Source organism: Stenotrophomonas sp. 93052_Sma (assembly GCF_056481145.1).
This window is the reverse complement of sequence record NZ_CM151134.1, coordinates 3,520,374-3,540,767: the sequence shown is the minus strand read 5'-3', so window position 1 is coordinate 3,540,767 and position 20,394 is coordinate 3,520,374. Positions and strand designations below refer to the sequence as shown.

The 20,394-nt window shown below is 67.3% G+C and carries 13 protein-coding genes, 1 tRNA gene and 2 pseudogenes; 11 read left to right on the top strand and 5 right to left on the bottom strand.

The genetic code is table 11. The features are described from left to right. Window positions 1-82 precede the first annotated feature (82 nt). Window positions 83-940 carry a thioredoxin gene (trxA, locus tag ACZK2V_RS16685; RefSeq protein ID WP_049421054.1) on the bottom strand — a complete coding sequence of 286 codons (858 nt, stop codon included), beginning with the start codon at window positions 938-940 and terminating at the stop codon, window positions 83-85. Window positions 941-1,065: 125 nt separating this feature from the next. On the opposite strand from trxA, the gene ACZK2V_RS16680 reads away from it, so the two are divergent. From ACZK2V_RS16680 to ACZK2V_RS16645, 8 genes and pseudogenes are all read left to right on the top strand, one after another. Next, entirely contained in the window at window positions 1,066-1,668 is a 603-nt protein-coding gene (locus ACZK2V_RS16680; protein WP_049421055.1) for a DUF998 domain-containing protein, read from the top strand. 105 nt (window positions 1,669-1,773) lie between these two features. Then, window positions 1,774-4,416, top strand: a complete 2,643-nt coding sequence (leuS, locus tag ACZK2V_RS16675; protein ID WP_032128983.1) for a leucine--tRNA ligase — start codon at window positions 1,774-1,776, stop codon at window positions 4,414-4,416. A gap of 136 nt (window positions 4,417-4,552) precedes the next feature. Continuing rightward, window positions 4,553-5,137 (top strand): LPS-assembly lipoprotein LptE, encoded by a 585-nt coding sequence (locus ACZK2V_RS16670; protein WP_032128984.1) that lies wholly within the window; start codon window positions 4,553-4,555, stop codon window positions 5,135-5,137. Window positions 5,138-5,146: 9 nt separating this feature from the next. Further along, window positions 5,147-6,182 (top strand): annotated as a pseudogene (gene holA / locus ACZK2V_RS16665) (DNA polymerase III subunit delta). Window positions 6,183-6,185: 3 nt separating this feature from the next. Continuing rightward, on the top strand, window positions 6,186-6,851 hold the full coding sequence (gene nadD, locus ACZK2V_RS16660; RefSeq protein WP_049421058.1) for a nicotinate-nucleotide adenylyltransferase: 666 nt from the start codon (window positions 6,186-6,188) through the stop codon (window positions 6,849-6,851). Window positions 6,852-6,909: 58 nt separating this feature from the next. Then, complete coding sequence (gene rsfS / locus ACZK2V_RS16655; protein WP_005418109.1) at window positions 6,910-7,320, top strand: ribosome silencing factor; 411 nt, start codon at window positions 6,910-6,912, stop codon at window positions 7,318-7,320. 64 nt (window positions 7,321-7,384) lie between these two features. Further along, complete coding sequence (gene rlmH, locus ACZK2V_RS16650) at window positions 7,385-7,855, top strand: 23S rRNA (pseudouridine(1915)-N(3))-methyltransferase RlmH (protein ID WP_005418108.1); 471 nt, start codon at window positions 7,385-7,387, stop codon at window positions 7,853-7,855. A 22-nt stretch (window positions 7,856-7,877) separates the two neighbouring features. Continuing rightward, window positions 7,878-7,954: transfer RNA gene (locus ACZK2V_RS16645), tRNA-Asn, on the top strand. Window positions 7,955-8,086: 132 nt separating this feature from the next. Here ACZK2V_RS16645 and ACZK2V_RS16640 read toward each other — a convergent pair. The 4 genes from ACZK2V_RS16640 to ACZK2V_RS16625 all read right to left on the bottom strand — a co-directional run bounded on the left by ACZK2V_RS16640 (window position 8,087) and on the right by ACZK2V_RS16625 (window position 14,277). Further along, entirely contained in the window at window positions 8,087-9,508 is a 1,422-nt protein-coding gene (locus tag ACZK2V_RS16640; protein WP_486322598.1) for a basic amino acid/polyamine antiporter, read from the bottom strand. A 138-nt stretch (window positions 9,509-9,646) separates the two neighbouring features. Beyond that, window positions 9,647-12,481: a TonB-dependent receptor gene (locus ACZK2V_RS16635; RefSeq protein WP_032128988.1), complete on the bottom strand. Its 2,835-nt coding sequence runs from the start codon at window positions 12,479-12,481 to the stop codon at window positions 9,647-9,649. A gap of 191 nt (window positions 12,482-12,672) precedes the next feature. Next, window positions 12,673-13,323, bottom strand: a complete 651-nt coding sequence (locus ACZK2V_RS16630) for an energy transducer TonB (protein WP_032128989.1) — start codon at window positions 13,321-13,323, stop codon at window positions 12,673-12,675. A 216-nt stretch (window positions 13,324-13,539) separates the two neighbouring features. After that, complete coding sequence (locus ACZK2V_RS16625) at window positions 13,540-14,277, bottom strand: SIMPL domain-containing protein (protein ID WP_054172258.1); 738 nt, start codon at window positions 14,275-14,277, stop codon at window positions 13,540-13,542. Window positions 14,278-14,408: 131 nt separating this feature from the next. Here ACZK2V_RS16625 and ACZK2V_RS16620 point away from each other — a divergent pair. The 3 genes and pseudogenes from ACZK2V_RS16620 (at window position 14,409) to ACZK2V_RS16610 (ending at window position 20,378) form a co-directional block, all read left to right on the top strand. Continuing rightward, window positions 14,409-15,013: pseudogene (locus tag ACZK2V_RS16620) on the top strand (Maf family nucleotide pyrophosphatase). Then, complete coding sequence (rng, locus tag ACZK2V_RS16615; protein ID WP_010482960.1) at window positions 15,006-16,493, top strand: ribonuclease G; 1,488 nt, start codon at window positions 15,006-15,008, stop codon at window positions 16,491-16,493. The pseudogene ACZK2V_RS16620 and the gene rng overlap by 8 nt, the downstream one beginning before the upstream one ends. 30 nt (window positions 16,494-16,523) lie before the next feature. After that, complete coding sequence (locus tag ACZK2V_RS16610; RefSeq protein ID WP_486322597.1) at window positions 16,524-20,378, top strand: YhdP family protein; 3,855 nt, start codon at window positions 16,524-16,526, stop codon at window positions 20,376-20,378. The last annotated feature ends 16 nt before the right edge of the window (window positions 20,379-20,394 follow it).

Sequence of the window (20,394 nt, the reverse complement as noted above, 5' to 3'; positions counted from 1 at the left end):
GATCGTGGCGACCGTACGGCCGCCATCCCTCGCATTATTGCCCGCGTTCAGTGCAGGGATTCTGAACGAAGTGGGTTCCCGTTCAGAACAGCAGGGAGGCCATCCGGCGGCGGTACTGGCCGACCAGGTCCTCGTCGGAGATCACATTGAAGGCGTCGATCAGGGCCTTGCGCGGCAGTCCGTCCTCGAACGTGCGGTCGATCCGCAGCATTTCCAGAAACTGGGCCAGCGCGGCTTCGTCGTGGCCACCGAGCAGCAGCTGTACGCCACGCAGGTGGCGTGCGTTGAGGTCCTTGCCATCGGCGGCGATGCGCGCGTCCAGCACTTCGGCGGCCGGGGCGTCCTTCAGGGCCGAGGCGAAGGCCAGCCGGGCGCGTGCACGCACGGCACGGTCGTCGGTGGCCAGATTGGCGGGCAGGCCATCGATCAGCAGACCGGCTTCATCCACGCCACCGATCTGCAGCAGGGCCAGCGCCAGGTCGAGCTTCAGCTCGTCCTTGTCCGGCTCGGCGGCGATCTGCGCGCGCAGCACGTCCACCTGCGCCTGCGGGTCCAGCGGCGCTTCGTCTTCGGCGACGGCGTCGCCGATGTCGGCCGGCACGATGCCGTGCTGGGCCAGGAATTCACGCAGCTGGCCTTCCGGGATGGCCCCCGGGAAGCCGTCCACCAGCTGGCCGCCCTTGACCAGGAACACGGTCGGCACCGAGCGGATCTGGAAGGCGGCGGCGATCTGCTGTTCCTTGTCGACGTCGACCTTGGCCAGTTCGAAGGCGCCGTTGTACTCGGCTGCCAGCTTTTCCAGCATCGGCCCCAGGGTCTTGCACGGCCCGCACCAGGTGGCCCAGAAGTCGACCAGCACCGGCGTCTGCAGCGACTTCTGCAGGACTTCGGCCTCGAAGGTCGCAGTGGTGGCGTCGAATACGTAGGTCGTCTCGGTCATGGGGGGAAGCATCGTTTGGCGTCTGGAGACTGATTCTATGGTGACGATCGATGCCGGTCTCAACCCGGGTTGTAGTAAATGCCTGACAATGCCGCCTTCCTGTCGCCGTCCTTTCCGGAGCCTGCATGTCGTCCCTGTCCCCGTTGCTGCGCCTGTCCGGTCTGGTCGCCGCACTGCTGTTCGTGCTGGCGGTGCTCGGTTTCGGCGCCGGCCTGGAAGGCTACGCACAGGCTCGCCACCCGGTGGCGCTGCTGGGAGCACAGGGGGTGCCGCATGCGCTGGCCTTCAATCTGCTGGGCTTCGTGCTGCCGGGCCTGCTGGCGGTGGTTGTGGCCGAGTGCCTGCGCCGTGGGCTGTCGGCAACCGCCGGCTGGGCGCCCCGGGTGGGCAGCCAGATGCTGCTGCTGGCCGGGTTGGCGTTCGCCGCGATGGGGCTGCTGCCGCTGGATGTGGATGACCTGCACGGGCCGGCCAGCCAGCTGCATGCCAGCGCCTGGATGATCTGGGTGCTGGGTTTCGTTGCCGGGACCCTGTTGCTGGGCACGTCGCAGTTGCGCCAGGCGCATGGCCGCGCGCTGGGCGCAGTGGCGCTCGCCTGTGGCGTACTGGCCGCGCTGGCGGCGTTTGCCCTGCAGGGCGTGTTGGCGGCGCCGCTGGCACAACGGCTTGCGTTCGCCTGCTGGACGGCCTGGCTGGCCCTGGCCCTGCCGTTGTCGCGGCCGCGCTGAGACCGGCCTCGGGCGCTCGCGGAGCCGGCCTTCAGCGGGCGGGATTGGAGACGTTTGCCGCACTGCGGTACGCTGTACCGCTTTGCCGCCGCATCCGCGTGTTCCATGACCAGCGCTGAAACCAACGCCTACGACCCGCAGCAGGTTGAATCCGCCGCCCAGCAGTACTGGGACGCCACCCGTGCCTTCGAAGTCGACGAGACTTCGGACAAGCCGAAGTACTACTGCCTGTCGATGCTTCCGTACCCGTCCGGTGCGCTGCACATGGGCCACGTGCGCAATTACACGATCGGCGACGTGATCAGCCGCTACAAGCGCATGACCGGCCACAACGTGCTGCAGCCGATGGGCTGGGACGCGTTCGGCCTGCCGGCGGAAAACGCCGCGATCAAGAACAAGACCGCACCGGCGGCCTGGACCTACAAGAACATCGAGCACATGCGTGGCCAGTTCAAGGCCATGGGCTATGCCGTTGACTGGTCGCGCGAGTTCGCCACCTGCCGCCCGGACTACTACGTCCACGAGCAGCGCATGTTCACCCGCCTGATGCGCAAGGGCCTGGCCTACCGCCGCAATGCGGTGGTGAACTGGGACCCGGTCGACCAGACCGTGCTGGCCAACGAGCAGGTGATTGACGGCCGCGGCTGGCGCTCCGGCGCCCTGGTCGAGAAGCGCGAGATTCCGCAGTGGTTCCTGCGCATCACCGATTACGCCCAGGAACTGCTGGACGGCCTGGACGAGCTGGACGGCTGGCCGGATTCGGTCAAGACCATGCAGCGCAACTGGATCGGCCGCTCCGAGGGCCTGGAAATCCAGTTCGACGTACGTGACGTTGACGGCGGCGTGCTGGATCCGCTGCGCGTGTTCACCACCCGTCCGGATACCGTGATGGGCGTGACCTTCGTGTCGATCGCCGCCGAACATCCGCTGGCGCTGCATGCGGCGAAGAACAACCCGGAACTGGCCGCGATGCTGGCCGACCTGAAGCAGGGTGGCGTGTCCGAGGCGGAACTGGAAACCCAGGAAAAGCGCGGCATGGACACCGGCCTGCGTGCGCTGCATCCGGTCACCGGCGAGCCGGTGCCGGTGTGGGTCGCCAACTTCGTGCTGATGGGCTACGGCACCGGCGCGGTGATGGCCGTGCCGGGTCATGACCAGCGCGACAACGAAGTGGCCAACAAGTACGGCCTGCCGATCAAGCAGGTGATCGCGCTGAAGGATGCGCGCACCGAAGAAGAGCGCACCTGGGATGGCAGCCGCTGGCAGGACTGGTACAGCGACAAGAGCCGTGCCTTCGAGCTGGTCAACTCGGCCGAGTTCGATGGCCTGGATTTCCAGGGTGCCTTCGAAGCCCTGGCCGAACGATTCGAGCGCAAGGCCCAGGGCCAGCGCCGCGTCAACTACCGCCTGCGCGACTGGGGCGTGAGCCGCCAGCGCTACTGGGGCTGCCCGATTCCGGTGATCTACTGCGCCAAGTGCGGCGCGGTGCCGGTGCCGGAAGAACAGCTGCCGGTGGTGCTGCCGGAGGACGTGGCATTCTCGGGTACCGGTTCGCCGATCAAGACCGATCCGGAATGGCGCAAGACCACCTGCCCGGACTGCGGTGGCGCGGCCGAGCGCGAGACCGACACCTTCGACACCTTCATGGAGTCGAGCTGGTACTACGCCCGCTACACCTCGCCGGGTGCCCGTGATGCCGTCGACAAGCGCGGCAACTACTGGCTGCCGGTGGACCAGTACATCGGTGGCATCGAGCACGCGATCCTGCACCTGATGTATTTCCGCTTCTACCACAAGCTGCTGCGCGACGCGCGGATGGTGGACAGCAACGAACCGGCGCGCAATCTGCTGTGCCAGGGCATGGTGATTGCCGAGACCTACTACCGCCCGAACCCGGATGGCTCGAAGGACTGGATCAACCCGGCCGATGTGGAAGTGCAGCGCGACGAGCGCGGCCGCATCACCGGCGCGACCCTGATCGCCGACGGCCAGCCGGTGGTGGTCGGTGGCACCGAGAAGATGTCCAAGTCGAAGAACAACGGCGTGGACCCGCAGGCGATGGTCGACAAGTACGGCGCCGACACCGTGCGCCTGTTCTCGATGTTCGCCGCGCCGCCGGAACAGTCGCTGGAGTGGAACGAAGCCGGTGTGGATGGCATGGCCCGCTTCCTGCGCCGCCTGTGGGCCCAGGTGCAGAAGCATGCTGCCGATGGCGCCGCTCCGGCGCTGGATGTTGCAGCACTGGATGCCAACCAGAAGGCACTGCGCCGCAAGACCCACGAGACCATCGGCAAGGTCGGTGACGACTATGGCCGCCGCCACAGCTTCAACACCGCCATTGCCGCGGTGATGGAACTGATGAACGCGCTGGCCAAGTTCGAGGACGGCAGTGCGCAGGGGCGCGCGGTGCGCCAGGAAGCGCTGCAGGCCATCGTGCTGCTGCTCAACCCGATCACCCCGCACGCCAGCCATGCCCTGTGGCAGGTGCTGGGCCATGGCGAGACCCTGCTGGAAGACCAGCCGTTCCCGCAGGCCGATGCCGGTGCGCTGGTGCGCGACGCGCTGACCCTGGCCGTGCAGGTCAACGGCAAGCTGCGTGGCACAATCGACGTGGCGGCCGACGCCGCGCGCGAGCAGGTCGAGGCGCTGGCCCTGGCCGAGCCCAACGCGGCCAAGTTCATGGAAGGCCTGACGGTGCGCAAGATCATCATCGTGCCGGGCAAGATCGTGAACATCGTCGCCGCCTGATGTACCCCGTACCGGCCACCCGCGTGGTGGCCGGTACCATTCCGGTGCAGGGCCCGGCGTTTGATGGCCCTGCATTCACGCGGCTTCGGGCACGCTGTGTGTTGCCGTGATCGCCCGGCTCCGCCAGACTGTCTCCATGACCCGAATCCTGCTTGCCCTCGTTCTTGTCCTCGGCCTTGCCGGCTGCGGTTTCCATCTGCGCAACAAGCTGATGCTGCCGACCGACACGGCACCGGTGAAGGTGGTTTCCACTGCGCCGTACAGCGAACTGGTCAAGCTGCTCAACCGCAGCCTGCTGGCCTCCGGCGCCAGGCTGGCCGATGAGGACAGCAAGGAGCCCAGCGCCCAGCTGCAGGTACTGTCCGAGCGCTGGGGCGACCTGCCGATCGCCATCGACTCGCAGGGCCGTGCGCAGGAATACAGCCTGCGCTACGCGGTGATCTTCATCTTCCGTCGCGAAGACGGCAGCGAACTGGTGCCCCAGCAGGTGATCGAGCTGTCGCGCGACTACGTGTCGCCGCCGACCGACGCCACCGGTACCACCACCGAACGTGAAATCCTGGCCAATGAACTGCGCCGGGAAATGTCCGCCTCGATCATCCGCCGCATCGACAGCGTGGTGCGTGCCGAGATCGAGAAGGGCGGCAGCCTGTCGGCGCCGAAGGACAAGCCGATCGAAGGCGCGGTACCGGCCGAGCCGGTCCCCGCAGCCAAGCACTGAGCCGCGCGCATGGAACTGCGTCCGGAGCAGCTGGCCAGCCAGGGCGCTGATACCGCGCTGGCGCCGGTCTACCTGATTGCCGGCCCGGAAACCCTGCGCGTGCTGGAGGCGGCCGACGCCATCCGCGCGCGTGCGCGCGCCTCGGGCATTGGCGAACGTGAAGTGTTCGACGCCGATGGGCGTGATTTTGACTGGAACCAGCTCGACGCCAGTTTCAATGCCCCCAGCCTGTTCAGCGCCCGTCGCCTGGTCGAGGTGCGCCTGCCCAGCGGCAAGCCGGGCAAGGACGGTGCCGAGGTGATCAGCCAGTTCTGCGCCAATCCGGCGCCGGACGTGGTGTTGATGATCACCGCCAACGAATGGAGCAAGGCGCACCAGGGCAAGTGGGCCGAAGCGGTCAACCGCATCGGCGTGCTGTCGGTGGCGTGGGCGATCAAGCCGCACGAACTGCCGGACTGGATCGAGCGCCGCCTGCGTGGCAAGGGCCTGCGCGCGGACCCGGCCGCCGTGCAGCGCCTGGCCGAGCGGGTGGAAGGCAACCTGCTGGCTGCCGCCCAGGAAATTGACAAGCTGGCGCTGTTGGCCGATGGCCAGCAGCTGGATGTGGAGCGCATGGAGTCGCTGGTGGCCGACGCCGCCCGCTATGACGTGTTCCGGCTGGTGGAGGCGACATTCTCCGGGCAACCGCCGGCGGTGCTGCGCATGCTGGCCGGCCTGCGAGGCGAGGGTGAGGCGGTGGCTGCGTTGATGCCGATGGTGATCCGCGAGCTGCTGGCCGGTGCTGGCCTGGCCCGGGTGCAGGCCCGGGGTGGCAACCTGGCCGCCGAAATGAAATCGCGCGGCATCTGGGAATCGCGGCAGGCGCCGTACAAGCGCGCTGCAGCGGCATCCGGAAAGCAAGCGCTGGGAGCGCTTCGTGGCTGAAGCGGGACTGGTCGACCGTATCGCCAAGGGGCGCGCCGACGGCGATGCCTGGCTGGCGCTGGAGCGCCTGCTGGTGGCTGTGGCCGAACCGCGTGCCGTGCGCCTGCTGGCGCGGGCCTGAGCAATGAGCCTGCGGATCTACTACGGGGGCACCTTTGATCCGGTGCACCTCGGGCACCTGGCGATCGCGCGGGCTGCCCGTGACGAACTGCAGGTTGCCGTGCGCATGCTGCCGGCGGCCGATCCGCCGCACCGTGCCGTGCCCGGCGCCACGGCCGAGCAGCGCTGCACCATGCTGTCGCTGGCCATCGGCGACGAACCAGGCCTGCTGCTGGACCGGCGCGAGCTGGAACGCGCGGCGCGTTTCCCCGGTCGGCCGTCCTACACCGTGGACACCCTGCGCGAGCTGCGCGGCGAGCTGGGGCCGAGCCGGCCGCTGGCCTGGCTGGTCGGCGCCGACAGCCTGCTTGGCCTGTCCAGCTGGCACGAATGGGAGGCGTTGTTCGGGCTGGCTCATTTCGTGGTGGCGGAGCGCCCGGGTAGTCCGTTGCAGGCCGCGGTGGATGGCGAGCTGGGCCGGGCGCTGGAAGGGCGTTGGGCCGACACCGAGCAGGCCCTGTTCGCCAGCCCGGCCGGGCGCATCCTGCGGCTGCACCACCCGCTGCGCGAGGAATCGGCCAGCGCCGTGCGCTCGCAGATCGCCGCCGGCGGCCCCTGGCGCGCCCTGCTGCCCCCCGGCGTGGCGGACTATGTGGCTGCACACGGGCTGTACCGCCCGGCCAGGCCGTGAATGGCGCAGCGGCGCCATCCCCGTATAATCGCCCCCACGTTTATCGAGTCGATCCACTTTGAGCAACCAGACCCAGCCCCAGACCATCAAGGTCGATCTGCCCAGCCCGCCGCCGTCCGTGCCGGAACTGCTGGCCAGCGTCCGCCAAGCCACCGAAGACTTGAAGGCCAAGGACCTGGTCGAGATCGACGTGCGCGGCCGGTCCAGCGTTGCCGACTACATGATCGTCGTTTCGGGCACCTCGACCCGCCACGTCAAGTCGATTGCCGACGAAGTCGTGCGCTTCGCCAAGAACATCGACGTGATGCCGCTGGGCGTGGAAGGCGAGCGCGAAGCCGAGTGGGTGCTGGTCGATCTGGGCGACGTGATCGTCCATGTGATGCTGCCGCGCGTGCGTGAGTTCTACGCCCTCGAGCGCCTGTGGACCGTCGGTGACCAGCCGCCGTCCAGCGACGACGAAGTGGCCTGAGCCACACGTTGATGCATCCCTTCGACGGCGCCGATGGCGCCGTCGACGTTTTGGAGGACCGTTGATGAAAGCCCGCCTGATCGCCACCGGTGAACGCGCCCCCAGCTGGGTGGCGCAGGGCTTCGCCGAGTACCAGAAGCGGCTGTCGCACTGGCTGCCGTTCGAGCTGGTGGAAATCGAGCCCGGCCTGCGTGGCAAGGGGCGCGATCCGCGCCGCGCCACCGAAGATGAAGGCAAGCGGGTCATCGCTGCGCTGCCGAAGAATGCCTATGTAGTGGCGCTGGATGTGCCAGGGCGACAGCTGAGTTCCGAACAGCTGGCGCAGCGCCTGGAACACTGGCGTGGGCAGGGAAGGGACCTGGCGTTCCTGATCGGTGGCCCGGAAGGGCATTCGCCGGAGGTGTCCGCGCTGGCCGATGAGAAGTGGTCGATCGGCCCGCTGACGCTGCCGCACATGCTGGTGCGCCTGGTGGTGGCCGAGCAGCTGTATCGGGCTGCCGCAATGATTGCCAATCACCCCTACCATCGCGCGTGAAGAGTGGTTATACTAGTCGTCTGCCCGAATAGCTCAGCCGGTTAGAGCACTTGACTGTTAATCAGGGGGTCGTTGGTTCGAGTCCAACTTCGGGCGCCACCTTGAAAAACCTGCATCGCGAGATGCAGGTTTTTTTTTGCGTCTTTGTAGCGTCGAGGTTGCGCGACTGCTGTTGTGGAGCCGAGCCATGCTCGGCTGCTGCGGATGAACCAGCCGAGCCTGGACTCGGGTCTACAGCGTGAGATTGCCTCGCCAGAACGCCACCAGCGTAGCAACCGCCACAACCAGGATCGCAGCGAACAATACCCCTTCCCAACGCGTAAATACCTGTTCGCCGCGTTGGTGCCGGGTCAATGCGAACAACACCACGCCGGGCACGTACAGCAGTACCGACAGCAGCAGGTTGTCCAGCCCGCCTGCATACACCAGCCACAGCGCATAGGCGCTGGCCAGCAGTGCGACCACGAAATCGCGCCAGCGCACGCCTGGTTCACCGGCATAGGCCTGCCCACGCCAGGCCAGCTGTACGCCGAATGCCGTGGACAGGAAGTAGGGCACCAGGCTCATCGACGCGGCCAGCAGCACCAGCCCGGTATAGCTGCCGGAATTGACCAGCACCAGCAGCAGGAACAACTGGATCAGCCCGTTGCTCAACCACAGTGCATTGGCCGGCACCCCGCGCGCGTTCTCACGCCCCAGGAAGGCCGGCATGGTGCCGTTACCTGCGGCGGCATAGAGCACTTCGGCGCACAGCAGCACCCAGGCCAGCAATGCACCGAGAACGGAGATGATCGAACCGATGATGATCACCGTCGCGCCCCATTCGCCGACAATGGCGCGCAGCACATAGGCCATCGACGGATTGGGCAGCCCGGCCAGTTCCGCCTGCGACAGCACGCCCATCGACAACAGGCTGACCAGCACCAGCAGCAGCCACACGCCGAGGACGCCGATCACCGTGGCGCGACCCACGTCGGCACGGCGTGCGGCGCGCCGCGAGTAGATGCTGGCGCCCTCGATGCCAATGAACACCCACACGGTCACCAGCATCATGCCGCGCAGCTGCTGGCCGAGGTCGCCGAGTGCAGGCGCGCCGAGGAAATCGGCGCGGAACACGTCCATGCGGAACGCGCCGGCGGCCAGGACCAGGAACAGGGCGATCGGCAGCAGCTTGGCCACGGTCACCAGGCCGTTGACGATGGCGGCAGTGCGCAGGCCACGCAGCACCAACAGGTGCACGGTCCACAACAGCAATGAGGATGCGGCCACGGCGGCCGGGGTATTGCCTTCGCCGAACACGGGCATGAAGTGGCCGAGGCCACTGAAGATCAGCACGAAGAAGCTGGCGTTGCCGAGCACCGAGGCAACCCAGTAGCCCCACGCAGCGGAGAAGCCGATGTAGTTGCCGAAGCCTTCGCGTGCGTATGCGTAGATGCCGGTATCGAGATCAGGCCGGCGGTTGGCCAGGGCCTGGAATACGAAGGCCAGCATCAGCATGCCCGCGCCGCTCAGGGCCCAGCCGATCAGCGCGGCGGCAGGCCCGGCGCTGCGCGCCACGTTCTGCGGCAATGAAAAGATGCCGGCGCCGACCATCGAGCCGACCACCAGTGCAGTCAACGCGGGCAGGCCCAGGCGTTGCGAAGTTGCGGCCATGCAGATCCCCTGCGGCGGTGATGCCGCGTGCACACGGTAGCCATGTGCCCGTGAACATGCCTGCAAGGGGCGGAACGACGAAGGCCCGGGCAGCTGCCCGGGCCTTCGAAGTTGCTGCGTTGAAGTGTATTGCCTGTATTACTTGAAGGTGTACTTGGCACCGACGGTGAAGTAGCGACCGATGGCACCACTGAAGTGCAGCGGGTTGTAGTTGACACCGCCGTAGGTGGACGGATCCAGCGGCGCGATGCGATCGAACACGTTCTGCACCGAGGCGTTCAACTCGAAGGCTTCAGTGATGTTCCAGCGGCCCGACAGGTCGAAGGTGGTGAACGAGGAGATCTTCTTGACGTCCGTTCCGTCTGCATACGCGAACAGATAGGAGCCGTTCGGACCACGGAAGTCCTTGTTGTCCATCTTCGAGATGTAGTTGGCAACGCCGCTGACGCTCCACGGACCCTGCCTCCAGGTGGTGCCGAAGTTGATGCGGTCCTTCGGGGTGCCGATGCAGTTGGTCACGTCGCAGTTGCCGTGAGTACCCGCGTAGTCAACCGTCACGTCGGCATCGGTGCGCTCGAACTTGAGCACATGGCTCCACTGCAGGTCCATCTCCAGCTGGCCCGGGCCGATGTCGAAGGTCTGGCGGATATCGGTATCGATACCCCGGACCCGGGTCGATGCGGCATTGATGTACTGCGTGTTGACTGCCAGGATGCTGCCGGTGCCGGGCACGCCGTTGAGCAGGTTGCTGTCACGCAACACGTTGCCGGCGGCGATGGCTTCGGAGGTGCTGCCCTGGGCAATTTCGTTGGTGCGCTTGATCTGCCAGGCATCGATGGTCAGCGAGGTCGTGGACGTCGGCTGCAGGACGATACCCACCGAGTAGCTCTTGGACTCTTCCGGCTTCAGATCCTTGTTCGGGCGGGTGATGATGGCCACCGGCAGGGCACCGCAGTCATCCCCGGTGGCACCCGGTGCAGGGTTGCCGTTCGGGCAACGTACCGGATCGGACGCGTTGGAGAACGCTGCCAGGCCACCATCGCCGTTCTCGGCCGGGTTGGGTGCCCGGAAGCCTTCGGCGTAGCTGCCACGCAGTGCGATCCAGTCGGCCGGGGTCCACTTGATGCCGATCTTCGGCGTGGCCTTGCCTTCACCGCTCTCGTACTTGTCGTAGCGAACCGCACCGGACAGTTCCAGGGTTTCCAGCACGGGCGCAGACAGCTCAACGTAGCCTGCGTACACGTTCTGGGTGCCGTCGTAGGCCGAGTAGCCCAGGCCGATGATCTGGCCCTTGTCGGTGTAGGTCTGCGGGGTCAGGCTGTTGCTGGTCTTGCGCCATTCGGTACCCAATGCCAGGCCCAGCGGGCCACCCTTCAGGTCCATCAGGCTGCGCGACACGGTGAAGTCGAACATGTCCAGGCTGGACTTGGCGCGGGCGCTGATATCCGGCGAGATGAAGTCGTACAACGCCTGCGAGTTCATGCCCGCGTTGTCACCGATGCGCCAAACACCACCGGCGCAGTTCGGGTTGGCCAATGCGCAACGTACGTTGTCGTAGTTGAGAAAGCCGGTGCGCTTGTTGACCAGATCAGTGCCCGAGTGCAGATAGGCGGTGTCGTAGCTCCAGTCGCCCCAGTTGCCCTTGACGCCGACCAGGAAGCGGGTGAACTCATTGGTGTTGTTGGTCACGCGGGGACCGACATCCCACGCCGAATAACGCAGGCGCGAGGCCTGGCCGGGAATGGGATTGTCAGGATGATTCGGGCCCAGCACCACTGCGCCCGGGCCACTGTTGCCGTTGACCGGGCCTTCGGGGAAGCCCCAGCTGCCGGATACGCCGGACGGGGTGTTGCTGAAGGTGGTCTCTTTCTTCGAGTAGCCGATTTCGGTGTAGATCTCGCCACCTTCACCAAACGCGAAGCTGGCACGGCCAAACACGTTGACGTACTTCTCTTCCGGGGTCAGATCGCGATACAGCTGGTTCGGATCCCACAGGCAGCCCTGCGCCTGTGCAGTAGCCTCGGTCTGGCCGGGAATGGTGGTCAGGCCAGCACAGCCCGGCAATGCGACCAGGAAGGCAGGATTGTCCTTGGTCACATTGCGATCGTCATACACCGAACCGTTCGGACCAACACCGCCGCGGGTCTTGCCGCTGAGGAAGGCGCCGCCGAGGAACTGGGCGTTGTTGCCATAGCCCCACGGGCGGGTATCGCCGGTACCGATCCACTTGCGGTTCTTGCGATCACTGATCTTGATCGCGTCGGTCTTTGCCACATCCAGGCTGAAGAAGGCATTCCAGCCGTCGGTGGCCAGATCGCCGGTACCGGCGGTCAGGGTCGCCTTCTTCGCGTCGCCATCGCTGTCGCCAGACAGGCCGTAGGAGCCCCGGAGGATCGCGCCCTGGAAGTCGCTGCGCAGGATGATGTTGACCACGCCGGCGATGGCGTCGGAACCATAGATCGCCGAGGCGCCGTCCTTCAGCACTTCCACGCGTTCGACGGCGTCGAGCGGGATGGTGCTCAGGTCGGTGAAGACCTTCTGGCCGTCATCGGCCAGGCCGTAGGTGGCCATGCGGCGACCATTCAACAGGACAAGGGTCGAACCCGCGCCCAAGCCGCGCAGCGAGATGCCGGCACCACCGCCGGCAAAGCCGTTGCCGAAGGTCTTGGGAATGGAGCCGGAACCGTCGGCGGTCAGTGTCTGCAGGTACTCGGCAACCGTGGTCTTGCCCGTACGGTCGATTTCCTGGCGGGTCACCACCTGCACCGGGGACGGTGTTTCAGTGTTGGTGCGCGGGATGTTCGAACCGGTGACCGTGATGCGGTCCAGGTTGGTGGCCTTTTCCTGCGCGAAAGCGGAGGTGGAAGCCACGGCGCCAACCAGCAGCAGCGTGCCGCCGGTAAGGATATGGGTGATGGACGATGCCAGGGTGGTGCGGCGGCGGCTGGCGGGCCGTTGGATCAGGTGTTTCACAGCTTCTCTCCTAACTGGAAAACCGTAGCGTTGAGGGCTGTCTCCGGAAGATTCCGGGACGGACCAATCTAGGTTTCCGACAGGTGACGAAGTCGTGAATTTTTGCTTAATCAATAACAGTTGATCCTGTTCCGTCCGTACCCGTCCGGACGGAAGCGCCGGCCCGGCAAGCAGCCGGGCCGGCGATCACCTCAGTCCGGCAGCGAGAACTGCACCGGCACCATGCCGATGGCCGGCACGGCCACGCCATCACGCTGGGCCGGCTCGAAGCGCCAGTGCCTGAGCACCTGTTGGCGTGCGGCCTGGTCCAGGCTGCGCGAGCCACTGCTGCGCTCGATGCTGACCACCGCCGGCTGCCCGTGGGAGTCCACCTCTACCCGCAACAGCACCGTCCCCTGCTCGCGGTTGCGCAGTGCCGCCAGCGGGTAGGCCGGCGGCGGGGCGCTGCGGTACTGCAGCTGGGCGCCGGCCAGAGGCGTGGAGGTGTCGATGCTCGGTGCCAGCTGGGGCGGAGCCGGTTCGGCGGCCGGCAGTGCGATGCCCTGGGTCTCCTCCACGGTCGCGGTAGGTGCGGGCAGGGGCGGTGCTACCGGCTGCGTCCGGGGTTTCGGCATCACCTGGACGATCTCTTTCGGCGTGATCGGAACCGGCGGCGTGGGCGGTGGCGGGATCTTCTCGATCAGCCTGACCGCAGTCTTGTCACGTGGGACCTGCACGGCCTGGTAGGTCGCCGGGATCAGCAGCAACAGGAAGGCCAGCAGATGCAGGGCGATGGCCGCGCTCCAGGCGGCAACGCGGGCGGGGTCGAAATGCGGGGATGCAACGGGATACGTACGAACCATGGTCCACCTCCATGCCAGTGACGAAGTCCTCAACGCACCAGGGCCCGTGGCGGGGTTGCCGCACGCGGCTGGCAGTCCATCAGTAGCGCGACAGGGCGGCCACTGCCTAGAGGCAGGGGGGCGATCGTTGGGCTGGCCTTCAGCCAACGCCGGCTGCGGGCATGAAAAAGGCGGACCCCCTGCGGGATCCGCCTTTGTCGGCAATGGCGAACGGGATCAGCGACCCAGTTCGAACACCACGTCCAGGTTGACCGAGACGGTCGACTCACCCGGTGCGACCGGGGTGGCCTTGTCCATCGCCGCGCCGGCCGACATGGCCCGCATCATCGGCATCGGGCGGTAGCCGCCGCCAGCGTTCTCGGAAATGCTGACGATGCGGCGCACCTGCAGGCCCAGCGACTTGGCATAGGTCTGGGCACGGGCCTGGGCTTTCTTCAGGGCAGCCAGGCGGGCTTCGTCATAGACCGGTTCCGGCTGGTCGATCTCGAAGCTGGGGCCATTGATCTGGTTGGCACCCTGTGCGGCCAGCGCGTCGAGCACCTTGCCGAGCTTGGCGATGTCGCGGACCTTCAGGCTGACCGTATTGCTGGCCTGGTAGCCGGTGATCTTCGGTGCTTCATTGTCGGCATAGCGGTACTGCGGGTTCAGGCTGACGCCGCTGGTCTGCACGTCGCGCTCGGCGATGCCGGCGGCCTTGATCGCGGCCAGCACCTTGTCCATCTGCTGGGCGTTCTGGCGCATGGCGCTGTTGCCGTCGGCGGCCTGGGTGACCACGCCGGCCGACAGGGTGGCGACGTCCGGCACGCGGGTCGCCTCGGCGTTGGCCGAGATGTTGAGCAGGGTGCCTTCGGCCGCGGCGGCGATCGACGGCGACGACGGGGCAGCATGGGCGGTCATCGAGGTTCCAAGGGCGAGGGACAGGGCGAGCAGCAGCGGGGTGGCGGTCAGGCGCATGGAGAACTCCTTGTTGTGCCGTTGAGGGTGGTGTCGTAGCGATGAACGCGCTGTGAGCCCGTTCGGGGTTGCGCACGTTCCGGGACGGGTTGCCGACGATTCAGGTGGCGGCCTCAGGTTATGCTGTGCCGATGCTCTATCTTGCTTCCCGCTCCCCCCGACGCAACCAGCTGCTGGCCCGACTCGGACGCCCCTTCCAGGCCCTGGACCTGGAGGTCGTCGAGCAGCGCGCCCGCTGAAAGCGCCGAACAGTATGTCTGCCGGGTCGCCGCCGACAAGGCGCGCCGGGCTGGCCCGGGTGCTGGCCGATGACCCGCAGGCGCGCGTGCTCGGCTCGGACACCGAGGTGGTGCTGGATGGCGACGTGTTCGGAAAGCCCACTGACGCCGCCGATGCGCGGGCGATGCTGGCGCGCCTTGCCGGGCGTACCCATCAGGTGATGACCGCCGTGGTGGTGGTCGGCGCGGACGGGCTGGACAGCGAACTGGTCATTTCCGAAGTGACCTTCGCCCCGATCGACGCTGCCGACATCGCCGCCTATGTCGCCACCGGCGAGCCGCTGGACAAGGCCGGTGCCTACGCCATCCAGGGCGGGGCCGAACGCTGGATCGAACACCTTTCCGGCAGCTACTCCGGCGTCATGGGGCTGCCATTGCTGCATACCGATCGTCTGCTGGCGCGCTGCGGCGTGCCGGCCACAACTGCCGATGCCGCCAGGGAGGCTGCCGATGTCTGAGGAAATCCTGGTCAATGTGACCCCGCGCGAAACCCGGGTCGCGGTGATCGAGAACGGCATGCTGCAGGAACTGCACATCGAGCGCGGCTGGCGCCGGGGTGTGGTCGGCAACATCTACAAGGGCAAGGTGCAGCGGGTGATGCCCGGCATGCAGGCGGCCTTCGTCGAAGTCGGGCTGGAGCGCGCCGCGTTCCTGCACGCCAATGACGTGGTGCGACCGGCGCCGGTGGCCAGTGCCGATACCGAGAACACCACGCTGCCGCCGCCGTCCAGCGTGCCGATCGTCGAGCTGCTGCGTGACGGCCAGGACATCGTGGTGCAGGTGGTGAAGGACCCGATCGGGACCAAGGGCGCACGCCTGACCACGCAGATCAGCATTCCCTCGCGCTACATGGTGCTGCTGCCGCAGTCGAAGGTGGTGGGCGTGTCGGCGCGCATCGAGGACGAAACCGAGCGCGCCCGCCTGAAGGCGCTGGTGACCGAACTGTCGGCGCAGCACGGGGGCTACGGCTACATCGTGCGTACCAATGCCGAGGGCCAGCCGGCAGAGGCCATCGCCGAGGACATCGCCTACCTGTCGCGGGTCTGGAACGTGGTCGAGCGTCGTGGCCGCGAAGCGGCCTCGTGCAGCAACATCTATGAAGACCTGAGCCTGCCGCTGCGATCGGTACGCGACCTGATCCGCAAGGACGTTGACAAGGTGAAGGTGGACTCCAAGGAGACCTTCGCGCAGTTGCAGGCCTTTGTTGCCAAGTACATGCCGGTGCTGGCCGAGAAGATCGAGCTGTACAGCGGTGATCGCCCGATCTTCGACATGTTCGGGGTGGAGGACGAGATCGGCCGCGCGCTGGACAAGCAGGTGCCGCTGAAATCCGGTGGCTACCTGGTGATCGACCAGACCGAGGCGATGACCACCATCGACGTCAACACCGGTTCGTTCCTCGGCCAGCGCAACCTGGAAGAGACGGTGTTCCGCACCAACCTGGAAGCGGCGCAGGCGGTGGCACGGCAGCTGCGGCTGCGCAACCTGGGCGGCATCATCATCATCGATTTCATCGACATGGACGATGCCGAGCATCGCCGCCAGGTGCTGCGCACCCTGGAAAAGGCGCTGGCCCGCGACCATGCCAAGACCACGGTGTACGACTTCTCGCCGCTGGGCCTGGTGGAGATGACCCGCAAGCGCACGGTGGAAAGCCTGGAGCGCCAGCTGTCGGAGACCTGCCCGCAGTGCAGCGGCCGCGGCAGCATCAAGACCACCGAGACGGTGACCTACGAGATCTTCCGCGAGATCACCCGTGCCGTGCGCCAGTTCGATGCCGCGCGCCTGCTGGTGATCGCGTCGACCAAGGTGGTCGCGCGCATCACCGACGAGGAATCCGCGGCGGTGGCCGAGCTGGAGGAATTCCTCGGCAAGAGCATCCGCTTCCAGGCGGACGAGCAGTACCTGCAGGAGCAATTCGATGTCGTTCTGCTCTGATCCTCGCCGGCCGCAGGCCGGCGGTGGCCGATGAGCGCGCCGCCGCGCCTGCGACTGCGAAGGATCCGCCGTCATTTCATTGCCGCCTGCGCGGTAGGCCTGGTCGGGCTTGCACTGCTGGTGGGCACCTTCAGCCAGCTGCTGCCGCTGGCTGAGCGCCATCCCGACAGGATTGCCGCCTGGCTGAGCGAGCGTGCTGGCCAGCCGGTGCGTTTCGACCAGCTGCAGACCGCCTGGACCCGGCGTGGTCCGCTGCTGCAGCTCAAGGGCCTGCGCATCGGCGCCGGCCAGGGCCTGGCGATCGGCGAGGCCGAGGTGCTGGTATCGATGTACAGCGGCCTGTTGCCTGGCCGGTCGCTGACCGAGCTGCGCCTGCGTGGCCTGGCGCTCGACCTGCAGCAGGGCGAGGACGGTCGCTGGTCGGTACGCGGCCTGCCGCAGGCCGCCAATGGCGGGGACCCGCTGGATGCGCTGCGCCGGCTGGGCGAGCTGCAGGTGATCGGAGGCCGCCTGGGCGTGCATGCGCCGGGGCTGGGGATCGACACCACGCTGCCACGCATCGACGTGCGCCTGCGGGTCAACGGCGACCGCCTGCGTGTAGGCGTGCGTGCCTGGGCCCAGACCGAAGCGCTGCCGTTGACGGCGGTGCTGGACGTGGACCGCGTGCGCGGCAATGGCCAGGCCTGGCTGGGCGCCGATCCGGTCGATTTCCATGCCTGGTCGCCGCTGCTGGCGGCCGGCGGTGTGCGCCTGCGCGAAGGCAAGGGCGAACTCAACCTGTGGCTGACCCTGCGCGATTTCGCGCCGGTGGCGGTGACCACCGATTCGGACCTGCGTGATGTCCGCATCGATGGCGCACCGATGCCCTCGATGGCGGCTCCGCAGCTGCAGCTGCAGCGGTTGCAGGCACGCCTGCGCTGGCAGCGCCAGGCTGATGGCTGGGCGTTGCAGGTGCCGCGCCTGCGCCTGAAAACCGAAGAGGGCGAGCAGCAGCTCGATGGCCTGCAGCTGCAGCTTGGCAAGCAGCTGCGGGTCCGTTCTGGCGAAGTGCAGGCCGGCACCGCGCTGCGTGCGCTGGCCCTGAGCGATCGTCTCGAACCGGCCCTGCGTCGCTGGCTGTTCCTGTCCAGGCCGCAGCTGGATGTGCGCGAGTTGCAGCTGGCGGGCGATCGCGATGGCCCGCTGTGGGCGCAGGGCGAACTGCAGTCGCTGGGCTTCGCCAGCGTGGGCAATTCGCCCGGCCTGCGCGGCCTGGGCGGGCGCTTCGAAGGCGACGCGGATGGCTTCAGCCTGCAGTTGCAGCCGCAACGGCAGCTGCAGTTCGATTGGCCGACCGGCTTTGGTGTGCGTCATGACCTGCATCTGGCGGGACAGGTGGTGGGCTGGCGCGACGAGGGCGGTGGTTGGCGTATCGGTACTGCGGCGATGCGCGTGGAAGGCACCGACTATGCGGCCGACGTGCGCGGCGGGGTCTGGTTCCAGGGCGACGGTACGCGGCCGTGGCTGCAGCTGGCGGCCAAGCTGGACGACGTGCCGATGACCGCGGCCAAGCGCTTCTGGATCCACTCCAAGATGAGCAAGGGCGCCACCGACTGGCTGGACATGGCGCTGGCCGGCGGCCAGGTGCGCAATGGCATCGGCCTGGTCAGTGGCGACCTGGACGACTGGCCGTTCGACAACAACGATGGCCGCTTCGAGGCCACCGGCCATATCACCAACGGTGACATCCGTTTCCAGCACGATTGGCCGTTGATGAGCCAGGTCGACGCCGATATCGCCTTCATCGGCCCCGGCTTCGACATGCATGGGCGCGGCGATCTGGCCGGTGTGGCGGTGCAGAAGTTCGAGGCGGGCATTCCGGATTTCGGGCAGCAGCCGCTGTATGTGCGCGCCGATGCGCAGAGCGAGGCGGGCAAGCTGCTGGCGATGCTGCGGCAGAGCCCGCTGCACAAGGATTATGGCGACACCCTGGACAACCTCACTGCTGCCGGCCCGGCGCATGTGACCTTCGATCTGCTGCAGCCACTGCACCACGATGAAGGTGGCGGCCACCTGCAGGGGACGGTTGATCTGGCCGGCGTGAAGCTGGTCGACAAGCGCTTCCAGCTCGCCTTCGACAACATGCAGGGGCAGGCGCGCTACAGCAATGGCGGTTTCGATGCCGAGGCACTGTCGGTGCGCCACCTTGGCCAGGACGGTCGCCTGAGCCTGCGTGCCGGTGGCTACGTGCACGACAGCAGACTGGCCTTCGAATCGCAGCTGTCGGCCACGCTGGATGCTGGCGTGCTGATCGACCGCGCGCCGGAGATGGCCTGGCTCAAGCCCTACATCACCGGAACCTCGCCGTGGACCATCGCGGTCAGCCTGCCCAAGGTCGCTCCAGGGGCGCCTGCGCCGCCCAGCGAGCTGCGGTTGAGCTCCGATCTGGTCGGGACCCGGCTGGACCTGCCGGCGCCGCTGGACAAACCGGCTGCCGAGCCGTTGGCGACCACCGTGGCTGCACAGCTGCCGATGGGGGCCGGCCGCATCGACGTTGCGTTCGGCCAGCGCCTGGCGCTGGCCGCACGCAGCCACAACAACCAGACCGGTGTGCAGGTGACGCTGGGCAGCGACCATGTCGACCGCGAGCCGCCGCCGAGCGGATTGACCGTCAATGGCCGCAGTCCGACCCTGGACGCTCTGGAGTGGATCAGTCTGGCGCGGGGTGGCAGTGATGACGACGCCATGCCGCTGCGTGCGGTGGACGTGCAGGTCGGCCAGTTGAAGCTGATCGGTGGCGTGTTCGAGCAGACCCGGTTGCAGCTGCGCCCGGGCGCGCAGGCACTGGATGTGCGCCTGGACGGCCCGTCGCTGGCCGGGCGCCTGACCGTCCCCAATGCAGACGGCGGCACCATCAGTGGCCAGCTCGACCGCGTGCACTGGCAATCCCTGCCGGCGGCTCCGGGTGCATCGGCCGCACCGGCACGGGTACAGGCCGGCGCCAACGACATGGACCCGGCCAAGCTGCCGCCGTTCGCGCTGGACATCGCCGACCTGAAGTTCGGCAAGGTGATGCTGGGCCAGGCGGTACTGCGTACGCGGCCGCTGGCCAATGGCCTGAACGTGGACGAGCTGCGCTTCCGTGCGCCCGACCAGGAGATCGACATCAGCGGTCGCTGGCTGGGCCGCACCGGTGGTGCCCGCACCGAGCTGACCGCACAGGTGCGCAGCGAGGACCTGGGCGGACTGATGCAGAACCTCGACTACGGCGGCCAGCTGCGTGGCGGTTCCGGCCAGGCGCAGCTGCAGGCCACGTGGAGTGGGGGGCCGTCGGACTTCCAGCTGGGCAACCTGCAGGGCCGCCTGGACCTGCACGCCCGCAACGGCCAGCTGCTGGAGCTGGAACCGGGCGCTGGCCGGGTGCTGGGCCTGCTCAGTGTCACCCAGCTGCCGCGGCGCCTGATGTTCGACTTCCGCGACTTCTTCTCCAAGGGCTTCGCGTTCAACCAGATCGACGGCAGCATGCAGTTCGGCCAGGGCATGGCACGCACCGACAAAGTGCTGATCGAAGGCCCGGCAGCCAACATCACCATCCGCGGCCAGGCCGACCTGCGCAACCAGCAGTTCGACCAGACCATCGACGTCAACCCGCGTGCAGGCAATCTGCTGACCGTGGTGGGTGCGGTCGCCGGTGGCCCGGTGGGGGCGGCGCTGGGCGCGGCCACCAATGCGGTATTGTCCAAGCCATTGGGCGAGATTGGCGCCCGTACCTACAAGGTGACCGGTCCATGGAAGGAACCGAAGGTGGAAGTGATCGAGCGCAGCCGCGACAAGGCTCCGCCACCCGTACCGGCACCGGCGCCGGCCATTCCGCCGACCGTCACCGGCCTGCCGCGCTCGCGTTGAGCGCGGCTTTCCTGTT

Excerpts from the sequence above, each read along its gene's own strand:
- nadD (WP_049421058.1), top strand. The coding sequence starts at position 6,186 with ATGAGCCTGCGGATCTACTACGGGGGCACCTTTGATCCGGTGCACCTC.
- rlmH (WP_005418108.1), top strand. The coding sequence starts at position 7,385 with ATGAAAGCCCGCCTGATCGCCACCGGTGAACGCGCCCCCAGCTGGGTG.
- ACZK2V_RS16640 (WP_486322598.1), bottom strand. The coding sequence starts at position 9,508 with ATGGCCGCAACTTCGCAACGCCTGGGCCTGCCCGCGTTGACTGCACTG.
- ACZK2V_RS16670 (WP_032128984.1), top strand. The coding sequence starts at position 4,553 with ATGACCCGAATCCTGCTTGCCCTCGTTCTTGTCCTCGGCCTTGCCGGC.
- ACZK2V_RS16630 (WP_032128989.1), bottom strand. The coding sequence starts at position 13,323 with ATGGTTCGTACGTATCCCGTTGCATCCCCGCATTTCGACCCCGCCCGC.
- leuS (WP_032128983.1), top strand. The coding sequence starts at position 1,774 with ATGACCAGCGCTGAAACCAACGCCTACGACCCGCAGCAGGTTGAATCC.
- ACZK2V_RS16625 (WP_054172258.1), bottom strand. The coding sequence starts at position 14,277 with ATGCGCCTGACCGCCACCCCGCTGCTGCTCGCCCTGTCCCTCGCCCTT.
- trxA (WP_049421054.1), bottom strand. The coding sequence starts at position 940 with ATGACCGAGACGACCTACGTATTCGACGCCACCACTGCGACCTTCGAG.
- ACZK2V_RS16610 (WP_486322597.1), top strand. The coding sequence starts at position 16,524 with ATGAGCGCGCCGCCGCGCCTGCGACTGCGAAGGATCCGCCGTCATTTC.
- rng (WP_010482960.1), top strand. The coding sequence starts at position 15,006 with ATGTCTGAGGAAATCCTGGTCAATGTGACCCCGCGCGAAACCCGGGTC.
- ACZK2V_RS16680 (WP_049421055.1), top strand. The coding sequence starts at position 1,066 with ATGTCGTCCCTGTCCCCGTTGCTGCGCCTGTCCGGTCTGGTCGCCGCA.